This is a genomic window from Spirochaetota bacterium, assembly GCA_034190085.1.
In the GTDB taxonomy this organism is placed as follows: Bacteria; Spirochaetota; UBA4802; order UBA4802; family JAFGDQ01; genus JAXHTS01.
Genome location: JAXHTS010000053.1, coordinates 15,063 through 36,859, shown reverse-complemented (window position 1 = coordinate 36,859; position 21,797 = coordinate 15,063). Strand labels below are relative to the sequence as shown.

The window sequence follows — 21,797 nt, the reverse complement described above, 5'->3', positions numbered from 1 at the left end:
GAATTTTTTAAATATTTAAATATGTTTAAATTATTGAAAATACTAATTTTACATAGCAAATTATTTACTCCATGGAAAGCTGCAACGCTTAAATGCCTTATTATACTGATTTTTGTTCATTTTGTTGTGATTGTTGGTATCATCGGGTGCGGCGAGAAACCATTATTCGATGAGTTGGCGACAAATAGGCTTAAGGTTGTATTAAAGGGAACTTATGAATCGAACAATCCACGTCCATGGAATGGGAATTATCCCCAAGATGATTCCGTTGATGACTTTATCGATTCCTCAGATCAAACTCATCCCTCACCAATGGTAAGGCCAGACGTATTTATGCTTGATATTGCTGAACTGAAAATTGTTGACACTACTGGGAATCATCAACAATTGTTTGCCAATTATAGAAAAACTTACACCTTTCCTTTGAATGATGTTGAATCCTTTTTTAATGGCACTGGCGTGTTGTATGAGAACGATGATATTAGACCGATGTTTCCATGGCAGTATATTAAATTATATATCCGAAAGATGATATTTGACGGTAGTAAGGAATATTATCTCGTGGATGATGATGATGAATTTAACAATATGGGCGAATGGATATTTAATAAAAATCTTGAATCAATTTTTCGTGAAGAGACCGTTATCGGATTTGATTTTAATTGGTTACAGGTTAATACATATTATGATAGCCTTCTCAATTATTACAATAGCATAAACAGAGTATTCCCTATGGTTATATCTATTGAGGATGGTTTAATTTTCGATATTAACAATGAAGCCACAGTGCTTGAGATTCGGATTGTTATTAAAAATTTTCTTAAGAAGTATGAATATGATTATTATGGTAGTGAGGATGGTCTTCACTATGTAAGACATTATTATGCGCTCTCTGATTGGCTTAGAGACGTGAAAAGGGATGAGTTAGTAATTGGAGGGAATGTGTTAGCGGTTGCCAGAACCTATGTTATAGGCAAGACCGCCACATTGACTGGGGACGCTGGAATAAACAATTGCTATGTCGTTGCAATTGATGGTGATCATGATATTGGCGAATATATTGCTGCTGATAGGACTAGACCGGGATCGGACGGGTTGGGTGTCAATGAACCAAAGCTACCTAATCAAGGTATATCGAGTGACCTTGAATCCATTTTAGAATATCATCTCAAATTTGAGAAATATAAGGAAGATTATAACAATTTTGTGGATTGTGTAGATTGTGTTGAATGTGATGACTCTGAAGCTTGTGTAAATTGTGATGTCTGTAATAGCAGCGAGGAAAAGGAGTATATCGGTTATGAAGAAGGATGGAAAGATTATAATTTCAGACTAAGTAGTTATAAGATTCCAACATTAGCAACATGGGTAGAGGATTCTGACAATACCTTTATTCTGGAAAATGTCCCTGTTGGGAAAACCTATAGTATTTATCGCTCAGTTAATGGCAATGAGTCAGGAGAATTGCCGGGAGATTTTGAACTAATTGGACAAATAACCATTGGATTGGAGCATGCAGGTCAGACGTTGAGTGTGCCAGGAATTTGATATATAGAACAGAAAGTTTATCTATAAGATATATAGAATGAAAAAGGTTGTGCAGAAATATGGAGGAACCTCTGTAGGATCAGCAGAGAGGATTAAGGCTGTTGCTAAAAGGATAAAGGATTATGTTGTTAATGATTATTCTGTAGTTACAGTTGTGTCTGCAATGGGGAAGACTACCGATTCTCTGGTTGAACTCGCATATGAGATCAGTGAGAACCCTAGCAAACGGGAAATGGATATGCTTCTCTCAACAGGCGAACAGGTCTCTGTCGCCTTGTTGGCTATGGCTCTTCATGAAATTGGTATTGATGCAATATCATATACAGGTTCCCAAGTGAGGGTAATTACTGATGGAAATTTTTCCAATGCTCGGATACAGAGAATCTCTACTGAGAGGATTGAAAATTCACTCCAAAATAATAGGGTTGTTATTGTAGCGGGATTCCAAGGCATTGATGAAGAGGAGAATATTACCACCTTGGGAAGGGGGGGAACAGATACATCTGCTGTCGCTTTTGCGTCTGTTCTAGGAATATCGGATTGTGAGATATATACTGATGTTGATGGTATATATACAGCTGATCCAAGAATCATCTCTAAACCCAAAAAGCTGAAAGAGATCAGCTATGATGAGATGTTGGAGCTTGCAAGGCTTGGGGCCAATGTTTTGCATTCCAGGGCTGTTGAGTTTGCAAAAAAGTATAATGTGAGGTTACATGTTCGATCCAGTTTATCATATGATGAAGGCACAATTGTCATGCCCAGGGAGGGTGTAATGGAAAAGTATGTAATTAGTGGCATAACCTCAAAAGTAGATGAAGCGAAGGTTACACTACGGAATATTCCAGATATACCTGGAGTTGCTGCGGATCTATTTGAAAAGCTAGGCGAAAATAAAATTAATGTTAATATGATAGTACAGTCAACAGGTATTGATGAAATGGCATCAATATCCTTCACAGTATTAAAGAGCGATCTTAAGTGTACGCTTGAGTTATGTGAAAAGTTGGGAAAGGAATTAGTGGAAAGCTCGATAGATTATAAAGAGGATATAGCAATTGTATCTGCAGTTGGTGTTGGAATGCTTTCTTCTTATGGGATTGCAGGAAGGATGTTTAAGGTTTTGTCTAATAATAACATAAATATTGAAATGATCTCAACCTCTGAGATTGGGATTTCATGTGTAATTGATGGTAAGCATGTTGAGCTGGCATCACAGGTAATTCATGATGAGTTTATCGGCTAACGTTTGCATTAGCAAAGATATGCATAATAAGTGTGAGAATAGCGCCATACATATGTTCTCATACAGATAGCATGGATAAGTGTTATTAATTGCTACCTTTGTGTGGATAATCATAGGGGAATCATTAAGGGTATGATACGGATTGGAATATTGTATGGAGGTAGATCACTTGAACATGATGTTTCACTATGTTCTGCCGCTTCAGTAGTTTCAGCGATTGATAAAGATAAGTATGAAATAATTGCGGTTGGCATTGATAGGGATGGCAAGTGGTATGTACAGGAAGAGCCTGTGATTGAAATTGATAAGAACTTCGGTAAAGTGTTGGCGTTAAAGAGGAGAGGAAGATGGTTTGTCAATCATTTTGAAGATGACATGAAACTTAACCTATACAATTTAGATAATAATGAAAAAATAGAACTGGATGTTGTTTTTCCAGTTATTCATGGGAGTTTCTGTGAGGATGGAAAGATTCAGGGGCTTCTGGAACTTGCCATGGTTCCATATGTTGGCGCTGATGTCAAGGGTTCGGTTGTGGCAATGGATAAGGATGTGACAAAGAGGCTATTAAGGGATGCCAACATCCCCGTAGTCCCATGGATTTTTCTTAGTAGTATGGAATGGTGTAATTATTCCAATAACGTTGAAATGATCGTTGAAGAGTTAGGTTTGCCACTTTTTGTAAAACCCTCAAATACTGGCTCTTCTGTTGGTGTAATGAAGGTTAGTGAGGAAAATGAGCTTTTAGCGGCTATAAAATACTCCTTCACCTTTGACAATACTGTTATTATTGAGAAGAGTATTAACTGTAGAGAAATAGAGTGCGCTGTTTTGGGAAATCATTTCCCTGAGGTTTCAATGTTGGGTGAAATCATTCCACATCATGAATTCTATTCATATGAGGCTAAGTATATTGACCCTGATGGGGCAGAATTGAGGATTCCGGCTCAGATTAGCAAAGAGCTAGCTGATGAAATTAGGCAGACAGCAGGGGAAGCCTATAGAATTCTATGTTGCAGGGGAATGGCAAGGGTTGACTTTTTTGTAGAGAAGGATGAGAGCGCATATTATATCAATGAGATAAACACGATACCAGGATTTACAAACATAAGCATGTATCCAAAATTGTGGGAGAGTGCTGGATTAAGCTATAGTGATTTGATTGATAAACTGATTACTTTAGCCTTTCAGAGTCATCAAGAGAGGGTGAAAATAAAGAGTTATTAGAGATGATTTGAGTATGAATCCTGTTGATGGATGAATTAGTAGAAGATGAGATTTAGGAAGAATTTGAAAAATTATTGAAAATGAAAAAATATAAGGCTATACATTTCGATATGGATGGGGTTATTGTGGATTCCATGAGATATCATGCACGATCGTGGCAGACAGTATTTGCGGAATATGGCATATCAATATCCGAAAAGGATATTTTCAGAAGGGAGGGGATGCCGGGCATTGATTCAATCAAGGATATATTTAATCAATATGGATTAACCCCACCAAAGAATAATGAACTCATTAACCTCCTAGAAGAGAAATTAAGAATATTCGAAGGATTTGAGATAGACGTTTTCCCCTTTGTTAGGGAAATATTGGACTATTTAACCTGCAAGAAAATTCTTCTCTCTTTGGTTACCGGTTCCTTGAGAAGATCTGTAGCGCATGTTATACCCGAAGGGATGGAAAAATATTTTGACGTAATAGTAACAGTAGATGATATAAAAAATGGCAAACCTAATCCAGAGCCATACATCAAGGCGATGGGGAAATTGCGCGTTAGTCCAGATGATTCTCTAGCAATTGAAAATGCGCCGCTTGGAATCCTTTCAGCCAAGAGAGCCGATCTCTGTTGTTATGCAATAGCAACCTCCCTCTCAGCATCTTTTTTAAGTGAAGCAGATAGAGTATTTGAAGATCACGAAACACTATTTGAGTATCTGAAACAATGCTTATAAAAATTATAATGAGATATATAAAAAGCTGTAATAAATTTCATTATGAACCTGATAGGTATTTGAAAATGCTCAGGTGCTATGGATGAGCATGAACTGAAGGTTGCTAATGACTTTAGCATTCCTGCAACACATATAGTCATCTACACATTTAATTATTTGATAAAGGATTATTGATATCAACCATAATGATGCCTGCCCCACAATAAGGACTCAGTACTAACCTTGAAAATTATATGAATCATATAAAAATTGGTTTTGATGAATGAGGATGTGAAATGTAAGGCGAATAACAGAGTTGAGTTGACTTATGGAAAGAACTGTGATACCCTTAAATGGTGGGATTTAATTATATTATGAATTGTATGTGATGTTAAGTATACTCTTATCCTTTTCGGGGATTGATGATGAGTGAAGGTTGGAGAGAAAAAATTGTAGATGTTGATGAGGTGATTAGAAGGATAAAACCGGGGGATAGCTTGTTTTTAAGCACCGGTACTGGTGAGCCTCGAACTCTAATAAAGAGCATGTTGACTTCAGAAGAGGGCAACATCATGGATGTTGAACTCATTCAGCTCGTGAGTATAGGCGATACTGTTTCCATTGAGGAGAAGTATCCGGACTCCTTTCGTCTCAAAACCTTTTTTGCTGGTTGGGTTGCATATAGCGCAATAGCCGAGGGCAGGGTGGATCTTATACCTGCGCGTTTTTCAAAGATCCCGTCTCTTATAAGTTCAGAAACCCTGCAGATAGATATAGCTTTTGTACAGATTTCTCTTCCTGATGACAGGGGTTATGTTAGTTTAGGTGTATCGGTTGATGCAGCGCGTCAGGCAATCGAACAAGCGTCCTTTTCTGTGGGCGAGATCAATCCTGAGGTGCCTTATACATTGGGGAATACATTGATTCCGGTAGACGCATTCGATTGCTTTGTTGAGAGTAGTGATCCTGTAATTGAGATTTCTAGACCCAACATTCATCCTGTATTCGATGGAGTGGCTAAGAATATCGCAGAATTGGTCAATGATGGGAGTTGTGTTGCATTTTCCTTGGGTTCGCTTTATGAGGCTTTGGCTAAGCAGCTTACAAACAAGCGTGAATTGGGCATACATTCCGCTTTCGTTACTGATGCCATTATGGATCTGATCAAGAGTGGGGCTGTCACAAATCAACGCAAGGGGTCCTTCCTTGGGAGAAGCGTTGTATCCTATGCATATGGAACACGGGAACTTTATGACTGGTTGCACAAAAATCCATTAGTTGAGTTTCAAGGGATTGATGTTGTTGCGGATCCAAAAGAGATTGCCAAGCAAGATAATTTTATCATGATATTCCCATCGCGTCAGGTAGACCTGACAGGGGAGGTGGCCTTTCATACAGGACGAGGGCGCATTTCTGCAGGGCCTGGCGAGTCTCAGGATTATCTATCCGGTGTATCTATGTCTGAGGGTGGTAAAATAGTTATAGCTCTGCCCTCTCGCAATCGAAACCTTGAATCAAACATCCTTCCCATATTAAAGGACTATCAGGATTCCTTGGCAGGACGCAATTTAATCGACTATGTTGTTACGGAGAATGGCATTGCAGCCCTTAGGGGACGCACAGTTCGCCAGAGGGCAATGGCTCTAATCGATATAGCACATCCAGATTATCGTGAAGAATTGATCAATCAGGCTAAGGATATGAATCTTATTTATAAGGATCAGATATATATTCCTGAGTCAGCAACCCATTATCCCAATGAGCTTATTGAAACAAAAATGTTTCCAGGGGATTTGATGGTAAAATTTCGTCCCATATTGCCATCGGATGAAGAACAGATGCGCAGGCTCTTCTATAGATTCTCTGATAAGGCCATATATTATAGATATTTTTCTCCAATGAAGGCCATGCCCCATTATAAGATGCAGCTTTATGTTAATGTAGATCATCACGATATACTCTCTTTAGTGGGTGTGGTTGGAGATTCTGGTTATGGAACAATAATAGCAGAGGGGAGATATGTTATGTGGCCTGATAAAAGATGTGCTGATTTGGCTTTTGTAGTTGATGAAGGATACCAGAATCGAGGTATTGCCTCTTATCTTCTCAAGCGTTTAATCGAGATAGCCAAAGAGCGAAATATTGAGGCTCTAACCGCTGACATACTCTCTTCTAACAAGTCCATGCTGCATGTTTTGGAAAAGGCTAATATACCCTACAAGACCAAGGTCGATCATGGTGTATATCATCTCACCATCCCCTTAACACAGGAATCGGAAGAAGGATCAAAACCCAAAAAATCCAAGCTTTGGGGCAAGCTCTAATAACTATTCTTCTTATGCTTAATCCAATTTATGTTTATGAGTCAAGAGTACCCTGATTTATTTTCAGTTGATTGGACTTCACATGTTTGTACTTTCAATGAAGTCCAATTTTAATAGGTCTATACCTGCTTTATGGCGCAATTTTTCTGCCTATCATCAGTGATGTTCCCATACCTGTATCTTCTTTTATGATGCCAGAGAGTCCGGCATCTTCCATCCATCGCTTTACATCTGACTCCGTATAGGTATCTCCAGACGATGTTGCAACAAGCATGTTCAATGAGAATATGGCTCCAAAGGTTGGAGCTGTCCTGTCTTCAGACATAATGAAATCCTGTACAACAACCTGTCCATTAGGATTCAAGGCCTTGAAGCATTTTTCGATTAAACTCATGTTCTCCTTGTAGGAATTGCTATGGATGATAGCTGATAAAAATATTAGGTCAAAACCGCTTCCAAGATCGTCAGTAGTGTAATCACCAACAATTGTATCAATTTTGTCAGCAAGCCCCTCACCTTTTATGTAATCCCTTGTTAGAGATATCACATTGGGAAGATCAAACACGGTGGCTACTATGTTATCCTTCACATTTACAAAAGCCATTGAATAGGCGCCTGAACCACCTCCTACATCCAGTATGGTTGAAACATCTGTGAAATCAATCAATGAAACAATGCCCTTTGCCTGCATGCTTGCGCGTTCGTGCATTGCAGCGATAAATGCGGTTAACCAATCCTCACCCCTATCATTGATATGCTGAGCTATAACTGATGTGCCATTGCGCACAGCCTCGGTGAGGGTGCCCCATGCGTCCCAGAGGTGTGTGGTATGCATCAATCCATTTATGTAGCTTTTTTTCCCTTTAACAAGAAACTGTGAGCTTTCGGGCGTGTTCGAGAACATCGATTCATTTTTATTTAGCATGCCTATTGCGCATAAGGCATTCATCAAGCGCTCAGTAGCTCGCTCATCTGTCCCAATTGAATCTGCAACGTCTTTTGCGGATTTACTGCTTTCGCCTAAGGTTGTAAATAGGTCCAACTCGTATGCTGTAAGCAGTATTCTGCTTCTATGAAAGGACCATGCCATTTGCATGATATTACCGGGTGAAAGTTCAGCATCGTTGCTCATATATTCATCCTCCTTCTATTCATTAGAGTTTTAAAGACCGCTGCTTTCAGCAGAGGTATAAATCCATCGATGTCAAACTTCAGGTTATAATCCCTTATTAGAGGTTACACCTTGGAATAAAATATAAAAATCATCGCGTTAAAGGGTGTTAATTGACTTAGATTTTATAGAGAAAGAGGGTAATTTAATCAGCAACTTCTATGAATAGACGTCGTCCTTTGACAAACCTTTTTCTCCACCACTTCGCACTGAGATTATCGTTTATCACTCCCCTGCTAGAGGAAGCGTGTGAGAAGGTCTTTGCCGATGTCACAAGCCCCACATGAGTAATCTTTGATCTATTTGGTGATGCAGAAAAAAAGACCAGATCCCCCTCCCTCAAGCTTTTTCTCTTTACTAATACGCCTGATCGTGATTGTTTTGCCGTGCCATGAGGAATTTTATCCGACGGTACCCCAATTTTTTTATCAATAAGAATGATCCTCGTGAATCCTGAGCAATCAATACCACCCCTCCCCTTCTTCTCGCCGAATTTATATGGTGTTCCTATCCAGGGCTTTATCGTTTGATATAATTTTTTTCTGTTTAGAATTTTCCAGTTCTTATAAGACGGTTTGGAGTACTTATCTTCTAATTCAGGTATTATCCCCTTTTCCCGGTCAATTTTTTTATTGACCTTGGGATCATTAGGGATGCTGATATTGCTGATATGCTGGATGTTGTGTTCTGCATGATATGTATGATCAATAATATCCTTCAACATTTTAGGTGAACTTACCTGAGAGTTCACAACATTGTGAGCCTTGGATAGGTTATGCATTATTTCCTGAGATTTCTTTTCCTTCACCGATTGACCAATAATATCTTCAATAATCGATACCAGATTTTCAGAACTGATTTTAGCTCCATTTGGAGGGAGTCTTTTTAGCAATAATGAAGCAGTCTTATTTATATTTAATTTTGAGTTGCGAGCGAGCACAAGCCCTCGCCCCCCTGTAAGCGTTGATACCCCATCCCATTTCAATAATACCGTCTTACCCAGAAAAGATTGGCGAATCTCCTCAGGTATTTGCGCTTTTTTTGTCTCACGGTTATATTGTACCATCAGTATAAAATCTTTAAGAGGGATATCCCTTTGTGCTATTAGCGGGATCAGATCTTCCGCATCCTGGAAGGAGGCACCTGCCTCATCAGCATGATACATATAAACAATAATACGTGCAACCTCAGCAGGTTCAAGATGTTCCATTATGGCCCAGGGTATTATTCTTTGAGTAATCCTATTTATTTTATCCCTGTTTTTTTTGATCTTCTCTAATCTAAATCTTCCAGCTTTAAATGAGTATAATCTCTTATTAACTTCAAAACGAATCTTGATAGTCTGTTGGGCAGTAAAATCCTGCTTCAGCGTACTGTCAAGTGTATCTGCATAGAGATCAACAACGAACAAAAGAATAAGAACAGTGGGCAGTGTATATTTTTTAATTAACATAATTATTTTTTGCATATGTGTTATAAAAATACTGATTTCTTACTCCTTAGTGAATAGTCTACTTTAGACGCAATACGCGTCGTTTAACGGATGCATTATATTAATTCATTACTCGATAATCCCAAGATATGTCTTGCAATTATAAGGTGCTGTATCTGTCCTGTCCCCTCGAATATGTCCAACACCTTAGCGTCACGCATCCATTTCTCAGCTAGTTCATTTTGAGAAAAAGCAAGGGGCCCAATGATTTCACAGCATTTCTGAGTGATTATTGTGGCAGAGCGACCGCCCTTTGCCTTGCACATCGATGCCTCAAGGCTGTTGGGCATCCCATTATCAGCCATCCAAAATGCTCTCCAGGATAAAAGCCGCATGACGTCTACAGTGGCTTCCATTAGATAAAATTCCTTCTCTTTGCTCGATACATTGTTAACATTTTTGCTATAATCCAAAACAAATCCATTCTCTTCCATTTTCTCTCTAGTAAAATCTACAGCGGCTCTTGATATTCCCGTTGCCATGATCCCTACTGCAGGTCTGACATTATCAAAGGACTTCATAACTCCCTTAAATCCTTCAGTGGATCTTTTTTTTACCTCAGCGCTGCCAAGGATATTATCCCTTGGGATTCTGCAGTCAGTGAGTGTAAAGCTGCCTGTATCCGATGCCCTCAGTCCCATCTTCTTTTCCAGCTTAGCCAGTTCAAATCCGGGGGTTCCCTTCTCAATTACAAAGGATTTCACACCAGCTTTCCCTGCTTTACTATCAACAGTTGCCCAAATAATTGCATTATCGCAGCGATCAGCGGCTGTGACAAAAATTTTTTCCCCATTCAATACCCATTCATCACCATCGAGCTTTGCTGTGGTGCTGATCGAGCCTGAATCAGATCCAGTGCCAGGCTCAGTAATAGAAAAGGCCGTCCATTTATTCCCAAACCTCTCTAACTGTTTATCCGAGGCTAAGGCAATAAGGGCTGGATTACCCGGTGCTGCGTTTGGTATGGACATCATCAACCCAACATCTCCCCATGCTAGCTCTTCAATGGAGATTGCTTCTCTCATACGCCTGCCTAAACCTTCTTCTTTAGGTCTATCCCCCTTCTCCTTTTCATTATCCTTCTTTTGGGGACGCCTTACCCTAGATTGGGTTCTACGTAACACTTCCAGCTCTTTAGGGTATTCATGCTCTGCTTCATCATATTTTATAGCTATAGGTCTGAACAAATCCTTTGCAATGCTCTGCATATTAGCTTTGAGTTGTAACATCTTTTCAGGTAATTCCATCCCTATCATATCAATCTCGCCTTTATCTGAAAATAATTCAAGAAAATCTGAATTTTATATAATTATAAAAATCTCCCCACGCCCTCAATATCGACCAAGGAATAATTCGTTGGAATTTTCTACAAAATAATACAAAAGTCAACATAAAAAAGTATAATGATAGATGCAGTTATTATTAAGCATATTCAAAAATAAGTAAGGTATTGTATAATTTATCAAAGAGGTGAGGGATGGTTTAAGAATTTATAGAAATGCGAGTAAGTGTATCTCATTAGATTAAGTTGCAATTTAGCTATGATTACAATTGAACAAGAAGGTCAGCTATCGTTCAATATAGACAGAAATTAACGAGGAGAGACTTCTTTCCACCAATTTGGATAAACCGAAGCAACCCCTCTTGCATCTCTTAGATTATTTGAGATATCCAGGCTAGCCATCCCTGGGGGTGTTTCGATGATATATGCGTTATGATGAGAAGAGATACGTTTAATTATTTTAAGTTTATTAGATTCTGCCCAACGATTCACCCTTTTACGATCCCAACGCTGTTCCATAAAAACTATTATATTACCAGGCAAGGCTCTTCTTTGACCAGAAGAATCTCTAAATACAGGTGAATAATTACCATTCAAGTTTGATGGAATTCTCCCCTTCTTAAGTGTATCTTTCATTTTCTTATGTGTGATTTCCCAGAGATTAACGCCAGCCTTGCTATATACAATCTTTGCATTTGCATCTGAATTACTTATGTTATTCCTCTGGTTTGTGTCATTGATAAATTCCGCTATTAAACTTGGCAAAATTTTCAATCTTCTCTTTATTTTCCCATCATGCCAGATAACCTCGGTGCAACATTTACTGTTACCTTTTTTATAATCCTTTTTCTGTGAGAACAGAGGAGCATTAGATAGAACCAAGTATAAATATATACATATAAGAATTGTTGTAGAATTAATAGAAACCTTCATTATTCCCTCCCGTAGAATTTCATGCTCCAATCTATTAGACTTCCTGTGTCCGCTTGTTGCAAATCCTTTATATTTAATGTCCAGACGCCAATAGGAGATTCATCTAGGTGACGCGCAGAGCCAAATGTAAAGGAAGCGGCATCATTAAAATAGCTGCATCGTGTCTGTGTCGCTGACTGATCTGATATTTCATAACATATATGCTTTTCGGATAACACGCTATCGGTTCCTGACGGAGAGGTTAGAATTATTTCTAAATCCCCTGAATAGGAGTGGTCTATAGTAACTTCAATTGATACATATTCAATTTTTATAAAGTCAATCCCTGAGGATATTGAAATGGTATCCGATATGCCAGTTGAGTTATTATCTGGGATTGTTATGTTGACACTTTTAGAAGGGGTTGAATAGGTTGACTGGTCTGGGATATTGGTCCATGATTTTGTCATATTAACAGCAGCTTCAGCATCTATACCTCCAAATCCATATTTGTGGTTTATATTATAACCCCCTCCATTTGTTGTCCAGTCGGTGTCACTGGCATCTACCTTTTTAGCGGTTTTAGCAAGGATAAGCCTTACATCTCTCCAGGAAAGGTTAGGATTTGTATTTAACATGAGCGCTACTACACCCGCAGCAAGTGGAGTAGCCGATGAAGTGCCGCCAAATGTGTCAGTATAATCGCCTGGATCATAACCCTCTTCTCCAGTAATATCAGTTGTGGTTATACCGGAGGCGCCTCCGCTTGAGTAGGTGCATACCCATAGATTGGCTCCCTTTTCAGAATAATAGGCCCTTTCTCCATTATCTGCCAAGGCGCCAATTGCCATTACACCATAGGAATTGGCATATCCATCATAATTTGAGTTGTCAATTTCATTGCTGGGTGAGCTGGTGGGTTTGCCGCCATTCCCCGCTGCCCATAGATAGATGATGCCCTTGCCATCCCTGCCTGTTCCCAGACCCTCGGCAATACCAGCTAACCAGGATGAGTCCGCTGGAATTAGTTGACCAGTATAATCCGGAGGTCCCCAACTGTTGTTAGATATATGTATATTATTATTATTACGTATCATCGCATCAAACTCATTAGCGCTGTTAATTGCCTGTAAAAGATTATAGCATGCCAAGCATGCACATGGTGCGACGCCTCGCCCTCCGCTATCGTTCATATCCCTGGCTGCGAGTACTCCAGCTACTGAGGTGCCATGACTTCCAAGGGTTACATTGGTGCCGTTAGTTAGATAGTTATAGTTTAAATTTGGATAGATGGCATAGTACAGATCTTCATGATCAACATCAAGCCCATCATCTACTACTGCGATTACAATCCCCTCGCCCTTGTTCCCTGAATCCCATACTGAAGTTACATTTACATCCTCTCCAGGTGTGCCTCCACCCTGGCCTCTATTTTCTAAATGCCATTGGTCTGCATAAAGGGGATCATCTTGGGATGAATCATCGCTGCATATACAGGTTTGTGGATTTATTAACCAATAGGGAAAATCAGGGTCATTATCGTCTTTATCACATCCAGTAAAGGGAATGAGGTGAATGACGAATCCAATTGATATGATAATCAATTTTTTATTTACAATAGGGTTCATTATTAAATCCTTAATCATAATGATAGATAAGACAATAGGATTATTCTGTTCGATTATACTATATTGTATGTTATTTGATTTTTGTCAAGTATGTGTTTGATTGTATATTTTTATTATAAGGTATTCTTACAATTAATTGTATTATATTCACTAGTTATCTCAATCCGAGAAAGAGACGCTTTAAAATTTTATCCTTTAATAGTATTTTTTCAATTATTATTGGGAAAAGAAGCGCACATGTTAAACCTAATGGAAACGAAATATCTGTATTGGTGATACCTATTCCTTTTAATGCGATTCTACTTCCAGCGGAAAAGAATACATGAAATAAATAAATAGCATAAGAATAAAAACCGAGTGAAGCCAGGATGTTGATTTTTTTTCTAAATTGTATCAGAAGAAATGTTCCAGAAAGACCCACGGAAATACTTAAAATAGGAGTATAACATGTCTGTAATTGAAATTGGTTAAACCAAATGAGCTGTTGAGTGATGATTGTAGCTGAAAAGAATACCAATGAAAATGTAGTAATGAGAGGTGTTTTTAACTGATTGCCGAAACGTGACAATCCACATCCAAGGATAAAAAAAGGTAATAGATAAAGAGCTTTGTTAAAGCTAAAAAAGTTTATTGGGTGTTTAATAAAAAGATAAAGAATGATTACAATAAAGAGACAAAATAACCATTTCTTTATCGTTTCTTGTAGTTCAAAGTAGTCAATTACAGCAGTTATAATAAATACTAGAAAGATAGCTTGGAGAAACCAGAAGTGTTGAAAGGGAAACAGGTATATCTTCCATATGTTTATAAGTTGGGTAGGAGTATTTATGTTTGGTACAATTGTCTGTGTAAGAAAATGAATAGTTGATACAGTAAAAAGGGGTAGTATAAGGCGCCTGGCTTTACCCCTTAGGAAATAACCCAGTTTCCCCTTTTCAAGAGGACGCATACTATAGACAAAGCCTGAAATTACTGTAAATAGTGGCATGCGTAGATATTTAAAGGAATAGTAAAAATAACGATAAAAGGAATCATCAGATACACGTAATCCCTCTGTAGAAACATTTCCGATTACGTGTCCTGCAACCATAAGGATAATAGCGATTCCACGTAGTGTTTCAATTCTTTGGTCTTTGTTGATGGGCATATTCGATTTTTCTGTAATTTGCAGATAAATTATACTACTCTATATAGATTTATTGTACAACGATTGTGTAATAAAAAAAGTCTAAATATGTGAAAACTGCTGACCTTATCAGAGGTTGAATGTAAAACATTCTGGTTATTAAATCTCATAATCAATGAGGTTAAGTAAAACTGAATATTTTTACTAACACCTGAAGATATCAATAATTATTTAAAATAGTCATAAATTTTTTGCACAATTGAGGTTGTACCATCAATATTATAGTTATATAATGAATAATATCTAACTGCTATTATTAAGATGATACGAAAATTGGTTGATTTTATTTACTAATGTTGTCAAGAGTCTTGATACAATATTTTACTAGTGAATGTAAGGTTATTACTTAACAATGAATGATCTGAGAATCGTCCTGATTGTATTAATGCTTCTTCAGTCTCTATACTGGCCTGGAAACCTTGAATCATACAATCCTTTAATACTGGAGGAGTTTATCTTGATGATCTTTTCCCAATTGCATTTTGTTGAAAGATTTCATTTAATATAGATTTTAGGATCGATTCCCACAATTTATATCCTTTTTTATTAAGATGTAACTTATCTTGTAGAAATAAATGATTGTCTGGTTTACCTTTTGAATTAAATATAGGTGTGGCTAAATCTATATATAGTAGATTATTGTTCTGTTTGTTATAATGTTTAACTATTCTATTTACGGCTTCCATGTTTCCCCAATACATCCATCGCTTGATACTGGGTTTTATTGGAATATAAATGAATTTTACAATGGGATTGTCTTTTAGTATTTTTTTTGTTATTTCCTTGTAATCTTCAAATACCTGACTAACAGATTTACGAGAAGCGATATCATTATCGCCAGCATAAAAAATAATAATGGAGGGTTTATATTTTTTTATAACAATATCATAATAAAAAATTATATCAGAAATATGGGATCCTCCAAATCCACGGTTAATTACTGGATGTTCCGGAAATGCCTGAGATGTTTGCCACATTTTAATACTTGAGCTTCCTACAAATAATACAGCATTTTTGGGAGAGCTATTCTTTCTATCCCATTTGATATACTGATTAATCTCATCCTGTAATCTTGTTGGATCTGGATTCGGAATTGGATTGTAATCTGCCCTGAGATTAGATTGGGCAATAATGAGACAATATAATACTACTAATTTCAATAAAAATTGGTTCATTTATAATAATAGATATAGCGTTTTGATATTTATTATTTTGAATTGAAAAAAATCAAGGAAAAAGGAATATTTATGAATAATTTATTATTATCGTTGCTTTCTTTAGGAGTAATTCAAGGCATATCTGAATTCTTACCTATCTCATCATCTGGTCATTTAGTGCTTTTTGAAAGCATTCCATTTTTTCGGGAGACTTTAGACGCTTCAGGAGAAAATATGGAATTGTTTGTAAATGTCTCTTTGCATCTGGCGACTCTTATGGCAGTTGTAATTTATTTATGGAGAGATATTATTAGATTATCAGGGGGGCTTATCTCAGGTATTTCCCAGAGAAATTATAAAAAAGATGAGATTCGGGTCATAATAAATATTATTGCTGCATCCATCCCTGCCGGAATACTGGGAGTTCTTTTTCACGGTTTTTTTGAGAGGCTCTTTACTTCATATACAATCGTTTTTTTTATGCTTATAATAAACGGATTAGTCCTGTTATCTACTAAAATTGTCCCAATAAAAAACCGAAAATTAGAAGAGATCGGAGTAGTGAGATCGGTTTTAGTAGGTATATGCCAATCTATTGCGATTATACCTGGGATTTCAAGGTCTGGGTCAACAATAGCTGGAGGTATTATTCTAGGCCTCAATCCAGGAGAGGCTGCCCGGTTCTCCTTCTTGATGGCGATCCCAGTAATAACAGGCGCTGGACTACTTGAAATATTAAAGGTGTTTCAGAAAGAGGTTTCTTTTACTTTCATTTTCCCTCTTATTGTTAGTATGTTTGTGACAATGATTGTGGGATTGATTTCTCTAAAAGTACTTTTTATTCTAGTTAAAAAGATCAGAATTGATATCTTCGGTTATTACACCATACTGCTTGGCATATTGGGTATAATTTACATTCAAATTAGGTAAATATATGGATATCAATTGATCCTTAATTGTATCATGCAGTATGAAATTTCGGATTTTTACTATGTCAATAGTCTCAATGCTATAATACATGTATGAAGTAGCCAAGCTGCATAGTAACAGTGTTATTGGGAAGAGAATGGATCGGCTAAATTTTATTGTTTATATCTTTACCAGAGGTAATGCACATTGAATGATCGACGATATCAGGAGATATTGGGTACAATAATAATACTCTTTTCATTGATTTTAACATTTTCCTTGTTTAGTTTTAGAATTAATGATTTTGAGCTTTTAACCCAGAATAGATCGGTTTATAACATAATGGGTCCTCTAGGGGCCTACATTAGCTATTATTTGAGGGGAGTCTTCGGATACTCGTCATCTTTTTTAATGATAATATTTGCTATTTCTGGTTGGAGTATATTAAGAAAGGGTGAGATTGCCGATATGCTGGAAAGAATTTTCTCACTCTTCTTTCTTATGATTACATCTTCTATTCTTGTTTCGATGATATCAAATTCATCAATTCCATATTACTCTGGTGGATATATCGGTTTATATCTATTTAAACTTCTTGATAGCCTTTTTGGAAGGTTTGGATCATACATTATTACGTTATTCTTGAATCTTATAGGCTTTATTTTATTGGGTATTGTTTCTCTTTCTTCAATCCTTAAACATACTGAGAAATCGGGTGGGAAATATTTTGTTTTATTAAAAGATTTATTGAAGAGTGTGTTTAGTCATAGGAAGAGTAATAGGATGCCAATCAACCTAATTGATAGGGAGATTGAGCGAATATATAGCAGAATACCCTGGATAGTGAAGAAGAGGTTTAGGATTGGAGATGATCAGGCGAGTGAGGTGATGACCAAGTTAGGCCTGCCCAAATTGCTAGAGATGAAGGAGCCTGTTCCCTTAAGGACTGATCCTATTGAAAGGGATGAAAAGATGGCCTATGAATCAGGGGGGCTCTTTGGTGATGTCAATAACAGTTTATTCTCAACATCCTTATCATTGAGTGAAAATTTGAATGAGGGGATTGAGCTTGATGATATCCCGACCAACGACTCTTCAGTAATCGATCAGTCTGCTGTATCCTTGAATGAGGAGGATGCTATTCATTACTGGGAAGGGCAGGAACAAGGCATCTCCGATGAGGAGGATGCTGATGATATTTTAGATGGAATAACGACAAATAGAATTGGTTACTGCGAGTTGGATAGCGACATCGATTCGGCAGTGCTTGTTGGTGAAAGGGTTGAATCGACGTTAAAAAGGGCTAGCCCTGATGATGGTATGTTAGATGATGATTCCTGTGGGTTATATGATTTAGAAAAAGGTAGAAGCGCTGTAAGTGGCGAGAAAATCATTAGGGTTTTTGATAGTATATCAATAAATGGTGAATATTCAGTACCCACTAGCTTTCTCAATACCTCTAGGCCGATTGATATTGAGGGTTGGAAGAGTGAGGTTAAGAAGAGTTCAGAGCTTCTAATTAATACTCTTAGAGAGTTTGGAATTGAATCACGGGTTATCAATGTCCAGAGGGGGCCAGTTATTACCCTTTATGAGATGCAGATTGCCCCGGGGATCAAGGTCAACAGAATAGTTGGTTTATCCGATGATATTGCTATGGCCCTGGCTGCCTTTAGGGTTAGAATAGTGGCTCCCATTCCTGGCAAGTCGGCAATTGGGGTGGAGGTCCCTAACAGAAATAGAGAGATGGTGACCTTGGGAGATGTTATTAAGCAACCTGAGTATCGATCAGCTACTGGAAAATTGAAGATTGTGCTTGGCAAGGATATCCTTGGCAAACCAATATTGTTGGATTTGCAGAAGCTGCCTCATCTTCTTATTGCCGGAGCCACTGGATCAGGAAAATCAGTATGCGTAAACTCAATAATCTCAGGTTTGATCTATAATTATGATCCTAACCATGTTCGTTTTATTCTCATTGATCCAAAGATGGTAGAGCTTCAGCTCTATAACGGCCTTCCCCATCTGATCTCTCCGGTTATTACAGAGGCTCATGTCGCCCCTAAGGTGCTGAAATGGGCTGTTTATGAGATGGAGAGAAGATACCGGATACTCTCGGAATTGAATACGAGAGATATTGAAAAATATAATGATAAGATAAAGATGTATGGTGATCAATTTGAGAGGCTTCCCTATATAGTTATTATTATGGATGAGTTGGCTGATCTCATGATGATAGCCGCTAAGGAGATCGAGGGATCCATTATAAGGATTGCGCAAAAGGCGAGGGCAGTGGGGATGCATCTGGTCTTGGCAACGCAGAGGCCTTCTGTTGATATCATCACTGGAATTATAAAGGCTAATTTCCCAGCAAGAATAGCCTTTCAAGTGGCACAGAAGACGGATTCAAGGACAATAATTGATCAAAATGGAGCGGAAAAGCTGTTAGGCAAGGGGGACATGCTGTATCAGTCTCCGATTAATTCATTTCCCATTAGGATACAGGGCACTTTCATCTCTGAGGAAGAGATTATAAAGATGGTAAATCATCTGAATAAGATGAGCAAGCCATCCTATGTTGATATTGAAGATAGCATTTATGATGAGGATGGGATAGCGGATGATGAGACAGTGGAGGATAAATTATTCATTGAGGCTCTGAGGATTGTTGAGGAGACAAAGAAGGCATCAGCCTCATATCTACAGAGAAGGCTCTCTATTGGTTATAATAGAGCGGCGAGGATAATAGAATTGATGGAAGATCGGGGATACATTGGTCCTCAGCAGGGAAGCAAACCCAGGGAGGTCTATGTTTAACCTATTAAAATTTTCAATACTCAATCATTTTCTGAATCTATTCCCCTCTCGTAGAGTTTCAGAAACTTCATGAATACATAGAAGGCGCCCATCGATGCAATAATAAAACCCCTCATCCCATCCATAAATCCCCGCTTTATAATAAAAGACTTAATGAATTTATATAGAGGTCTAAGGGTAAAATTGATTACTGATGGCTTTTCTCCCATTTTTTCGTATTCACATGCCTGTATATCCGTGAATCTGTCCATCTGAATAAGATGAGCAGAAATATTCTCATAAGAATAGTGTAGCAGGTCGCCTCTAAGAGTTGCAGTCTTACCTCTGACGTTAACCTTATCGTGGGGATTAACCCCTTCCCATCTGCCAAACCTCTTATCAAAGAATCTCATCTTGTAATCTGGATACCAACCGCTATAGTTAATCCATTTACCCAAATAGAATACCCTTCTCGGAACATAGAATCCTTTATACTCAATTTTTTCTGTATCTATTGATTGTATCGATTCCCTAAGCTCCTTACTAATCACCTCATCAGCGTCCAAACAGATAACCCAGTTATAGGAGCATGATTGTAATGCCCTATTCTTCTGCTGGACATGACCATCGAAATCATGTTGGAAAATATTCTCTGAAAATTCTCTGCAAATGTCAAGAGTCCTATCAGTGGAGAATGAATCTAAAATAATTATTTCATCTGCCCATTTTACACTCTCTAGGCACCTTCGTATATTTTTTTCTTCATTGTAACAGATTATAGAAACTGAAATTGCCATACACCTGCCTGTAAATGATTATAGAGAAAATTTTAACCTATTCAAGGATAATGATGTCTCTTATAATTGGAATATGCATTTAATTAAAAGAATTTCAATCATCATAATATCTAATCCATCATTACTGCAATTAAAATAGTATACTGATAGTATTTTTTGGGTAGTGTTACTATTTTATATTGACTAATTGATTCTTAATGTTAGACTAAACTGCCATAGTTTTAGAACTTTACTTATTCAAGAATATAACATTTGATTTTGGATACTTATTTTTATAATATAATTGATAGAATGGATATAATTTGTTTAAAAGCATAGCGATTCGATAAAGCGGGTAGATATCATTTTTTCTATACCACTATTCATCTGGGTCTCATTTTATTTGGGGGCAATTTTTTAAGTTGGAGTATAATGATAAGTGGTGGTTATATTATCATAAGGAGTAAAAATATGAGGTTCAGATATGCTGTTTTAATTTTATTGGTTTCTTTATTTGCTTGTTCTACTGCAAAATTTGTTCGAACTGGCAGTGTGTACCCCTCTCTACCTAGAGGTGAGGAGGTTAAGGTTGTTGTCTGGGGCGATCAGGGGAAATATGAGGTTATCGGAGTAGTCGAGATCGGGGAATCATCTCTTGAAAGTAGGATTCGAAAAGCAAAGAGTATTGCTCGAGATAATGGCGGTGATGCTATAATGCCTAAGGGAATTACCGATGAGAATGAATTAAACAAAATAGGCGGGGGTTTTTTATTGCAGAGTTTTTTGGTTTTGCGAACCAAGGCTGAGAAACAAATGATTGAAGAAAAGAAGGTTGATATTGTAAGTAAAATAGAACCAGAGAGGGATTTTTTTGAAAGTGTAGAGGAAGAGGAATCTCAGACTGTAGAAGATATCCAACCGGATGCTGAAAATCTTCCTAGAGCTACCTTTAAACTTCTAATTGAGGAGTATGCTACATTGAGGGATGAAAAATTTAGGGGTTCTCTCTATCCAGTTAAATTTACAAAAGTTCCGAGTGAATTGAGATCGTATGTTGAGAGAGACAGAAAGCTTCTTCTACTAAAGACAAAGAGCGGTAGATATAGTTTATACCTAATTGTTCCAGAAAATAAGGGGAAGAGGATAGGGAGTATAATTGGGACGAATAAAAAGCTGGATTTTGTTTATACCCCTGTTACAGTTTACAGATCGAAATATCCAGTACTAAAGTATTTGGGAGAGATTAGATAAAAGTAGATTAATCCTATCTCTGCTATACGACGCCCGGTATGTTAATGAATGTATATTTTTTCAACTTTGACAAGAAGAGATAGTAAGGAAGTATTTTTACTATTAAATAAGCAGGGATGCCACCTCTCTTCCTTCCAAAAAGTATAAAGAATTTGTAATTTAATTTAGTATTGGATCGTAAA

General features: G+C 37.5%; 16 protein-coding genes. 8 read left to right on the top strand and 8 right to left on the bottom strand.

The window, feature by feature from the left end:
• Positions 1-21 precede the first annotated feature (21 nt).
• The 5 genes from SVZ03_10625 to SVZ03_10605 all read left to right on the top strand — a co-directional run bounded on the left by SVZ03_10625 (position 22) and on the right by SVZ03_10605 (position 7,055).
• A complete protein-coding gene (locus SVZ03_10625) occupies positions 22-1,548 on the top strand; it encodes a hypothetical protein (protein MDY6934659.1) in 1,527 nt (508 codons plus the stop codon).
• 37 nt (positions 1,549-1,585) lie between these two features.
• Positions 1,586-2,794, top strand: a complete 1,209-nt coding sequence (locus tag SVZ03_10620) for an aspartate kinase (protein MDY6934658.1) — start codon at positions 1,586-1,588, stop codon at positions 2,792-2,794.
• Positions 2,795-2,926: 132 nt separating this feature from the next.
• On the top strand, positions 2,927-4,021 hold the full coding sequence (locus tag SVZ03_10615) for a D-alanine--D-alanine ligase family protein (protein ID MDY6934657.1): 1,095 nt from the start codon (positions 2,927-2,929) through the stop codon (positions 4,019-4,021).
• Positions 4,022-4,101: 80 nt separating this feature from the next.
• The gene (locus tag SVZ03_10610; protein MDY6934656.1) at positions 4,102-4,752 is read left to right on the top strand and encodes an HAD family phosphatase; all 651 of its coding nucleotides are present in this window, start codon (positions 4,102-4,104) and stop codon (positions 4,750-4,752) included.
• A 401-nt stretch (positions 4,753-5,153) separates the two neighbouring features.
• Positions 5,154-7,055 (top strand): GNAT family N-acetyltransferase, encoded by a 1,902-nt coding sequence (locus tag SVZ03_10605; protein ID MDY6934655.1) that lies wholly within the window; start codon positions 5,154-5,156, stop codon positions 7,053-7,055.
• 130 nt (positions 7,056-7,185) lie between these two features.
• Here SVZ03_10605 and SVZ03_10600 read toward each other — a convergent pair whose 3' ends face one another.
• The 7 genes from SVZ03_10600 to SVZ03_10570 form a co-directional block, all read right to left on the bottom strand.
• On the bottom strand, positions 7,186-8,187 hold the full coding sequence (locus tag SVZ03_10600) for a methyltransferase (protein ID MDY6934654.1): 1,002 nt from the start codon (positions 8,185-8,187) through the stop codon (positions 7,186-7,188).
• Positions 8,188-8,371: 184 nt separating this feature from the next.
• Complete coding sequence (locus SVZ03_10595) at positions 8,372-9,679, bottom strand: NlpC/P60 family protein (protein MDY6934653.1); 1,308 nt, start codon at positions 9,677-9,679, stop codon at positions 8,372-8,374.
• A gap of 95 nt (positions 9,680-9,774) precedes the next feature.
• Positions 9,775-10,974: an acyl-CoA dehydrogenase family protein gene (locus SVZ03_10590; protein MDY6934652.1), complete on the bottom strand. Its 1,200-nt coding sequence runs from the start codon at positions 10,972-10,974 to the stop codon at positions 9,775-9,777.
• 335 nt (positions 10,975-11,309) lie between these two features.
• The gene (locus tag SVZ03_10585; protein MDY6934651.1) at positions 11,310-11,933 is read right to left on the bottom strand and encodes a hypothetical protein; all 624 of its coding nucleotides are present in this window, start codon (positions 11,931-11,933) and stop codon (positions 11,310-11,312) included.
• The gene (locus SVZ03_10580; GenBank protein ID MDY6934650.1) at positions 11,933-13,540 is read right to left on the bottom strand and encodes a S8 family serine peptidase; all 1,608 of its coding nucleotides are present in this window, start codon (positions 13,538-13,540) and stop codon (positions 11,933-11,935) included. Before SVZ03_10580 ends, SVZ03_10585 begins: the two co-directional genes overlap by 1 nt.
• 154 nt (positions 13,541-13,694) lie before the next feature.
• On the bottom strand, positions 13,695-14,687 hold the full coding sequence (locus SVZ03_10575) for an acyltransferase (protein ID MDY6934649.1): 993 nt from the start codon (positions 14,685-14,687) through the stop codon (positions 13,695-13,697).
• Positions 14,688-15,178: 491 nt separating this feature from the next.
• Positions 15,179-15,886, bottom strand: a complete 708-nt coding sequence (locus tag SVZ03_10570; protein MDY6934648.1) for a GDSL-type esterase/lipase family protein — start codon at positions 15,884-15,886, stop codon at positions 15,179-15,181.
• A gap of 87 nt (positions 15,887-15,973) precedes the next feature.
• On the opposite strand from SVZ03_10570, the gene SVZ03_10565 reads away from it, so the two are divergent.
• Both SVZ03_10565 and SVZ03_10560 read left to right on the top strand, forming a co-directional pair.
• A complete protein-coding gene (locus tag SVZ03_10565; GenBank protein MDY6934647.1) occupies positions 15,974-16,813 on the top strand; it encodes an undecaprenyl-diphosphate phosphatase in 840 nt (279 codons plus the stop codon).
• 186 nt (positions 16,814-16,999) lie between these two features.
• The gene (locus tag SVZ03_10560) at positions 17,000-19,609 is read left to right on the top strand and encodes a DNA translocase FtsK (GenBank protein MDY6934646.1); all 2,610 of its coding nucleotides are present in this window, start codon (positions 17,000-17,002) and stop codon (positions 19,607-19,609) included.
• Between the two features lie 20 nt (positions 19,610-19,629).
• Here SVZ03_10560 and SVZ03_10555 read toward each other — a convergent pair whose 3' ends face one another.
• Positions 19,630-20,385 carry a glycosyltransferase family 2 protein gene (locus SVZ03_10555; GenBank protein MDY6934645.1) on the bottom strand — a complete coding sequence of 252 codons (756 nt, stop codon included), beginning with the start codon at positions 20,383-20,385 and terminating at the stop codon, positions 19,630-19,632.
• A 450-nt stretch (positions 20,386-20,835) separates the two neighbouring features.
• Here SVZ03_10555 and SVZ03_10550 point away from each other — a divergent pair, with 450 nt between their 5' ends.
• The gene (locus SVZ03_10550; GenBank protein MDY6934644.1) at positions 20,836-21,615 is read left to right on the top strand and encodes a hypothetical protein; all 780 of its coding nucleotides are present in this window, start codon (positions 20,836-20,838) and stop codon (positions 21,613-21,615) included.
• The last annotated feature ends 182 nt before the right edge of the window (positions 21,616-21,797 follow it).

Excerpts from the sequence above, each read along its gene's own strand:
- SVZ03_10625 (MDY6934659.1), top strand. The coding sequence starts at position 22 with ATGTTTAAATTATTGAAAATACTAATTTTACATAGCAAATTATTTACT.
- SVZ03_10620 (MDY6934658.1), top strand. The coding sequence starts at position 1,586 with ATGAAAAAGGTTGTGCAGAAATATGGAGGAACCTCTGTAGGATCAGCA.
- SVZ03_10615 (MDY6934657.1), top strand. The coding sequence starts at position 2,927 with ATGATACGGATTGGAATATTGTATGGAGGTAGATCACTTGAACATGAT.
- SVZ03_10610 (MDY6934656.1), top strand. The coding sequence starts at position 4,102 with ATGAAAAAATATAAGGCTATACATTTCGATATGGATGGGGTTATTGTG.
- SVZ03_10605 (MDY6934655.1), top strand. The coding sequence starts at position 5,154 with ATGATGAGTGAAGGTTGGAGAGAAAAAATTGTAGATGTTGATGAGGTG.
- SVZ03_10600 (MDY6934654.1), bottom strand. The coding sequence starts at position 8,187 with ATGAGCAACGATGCTGAACTTTCACCCGGTAATATCATGCAAATGGCA.
- SVZ03_10595 (MDY6934653.1), bottom strand. The coding sequence starts at position 9,679 with ATGTTAATTAAAAAATATACACTGCCCACTGTTCTTATTCTTTTGTTC.
- SVZ03_10590 (MDY6934652.1), bottom strand. The coding sequence starts at position 10,974 with ATGATAGGGATGGAATTACCTGAAAAGATGTTACAACTCAAAGCTAAT.
- SVZ03_10585 (MDY6934651.1), bottom strand. The coding sequence starts at position 11,933 with ATGAAGGTTTCTATTAATTCTACAACAATTCTTATATGTATATATTTA.
- SVZ03_10580 (MDY6934650.1), bottom strand. The coding sequence starts at position 13,540 with ATGAACCCTATTGTAAATAAAAAATTGATTATCATATCAATTGGATTC.
- SVZ03_10575 (MDY6934649.1), bottom strand. The coding sequence starts at position 14,687 with ATGCCCATCAACAAAGACCAAAGAATTGAAACACTACGTGGAATCGCT.
- SVZ03_10565 (MDY6934647.1), top strand. The coding sequence starts at position 15,974 with ATGAATAATTTATTATTATCGTTGCTTTCTTTAGGAGTAATTCAAGGC.
- SVZ03_10555 (MDY6934645.1), bottom strand. The coding sequence starts at position 20,385 with ATGGCAATTTCAGTTTCTATAATCTGTTACAATGAAGAAAAAAATATA.
- SVZ03_10550 (MDY6934644.1), top strand. The coding sequence starts at position 20,836 with ATGAGGTTCAGATATGCTGTTTTAATTTTATTGGTTTCTTTATTTGCT.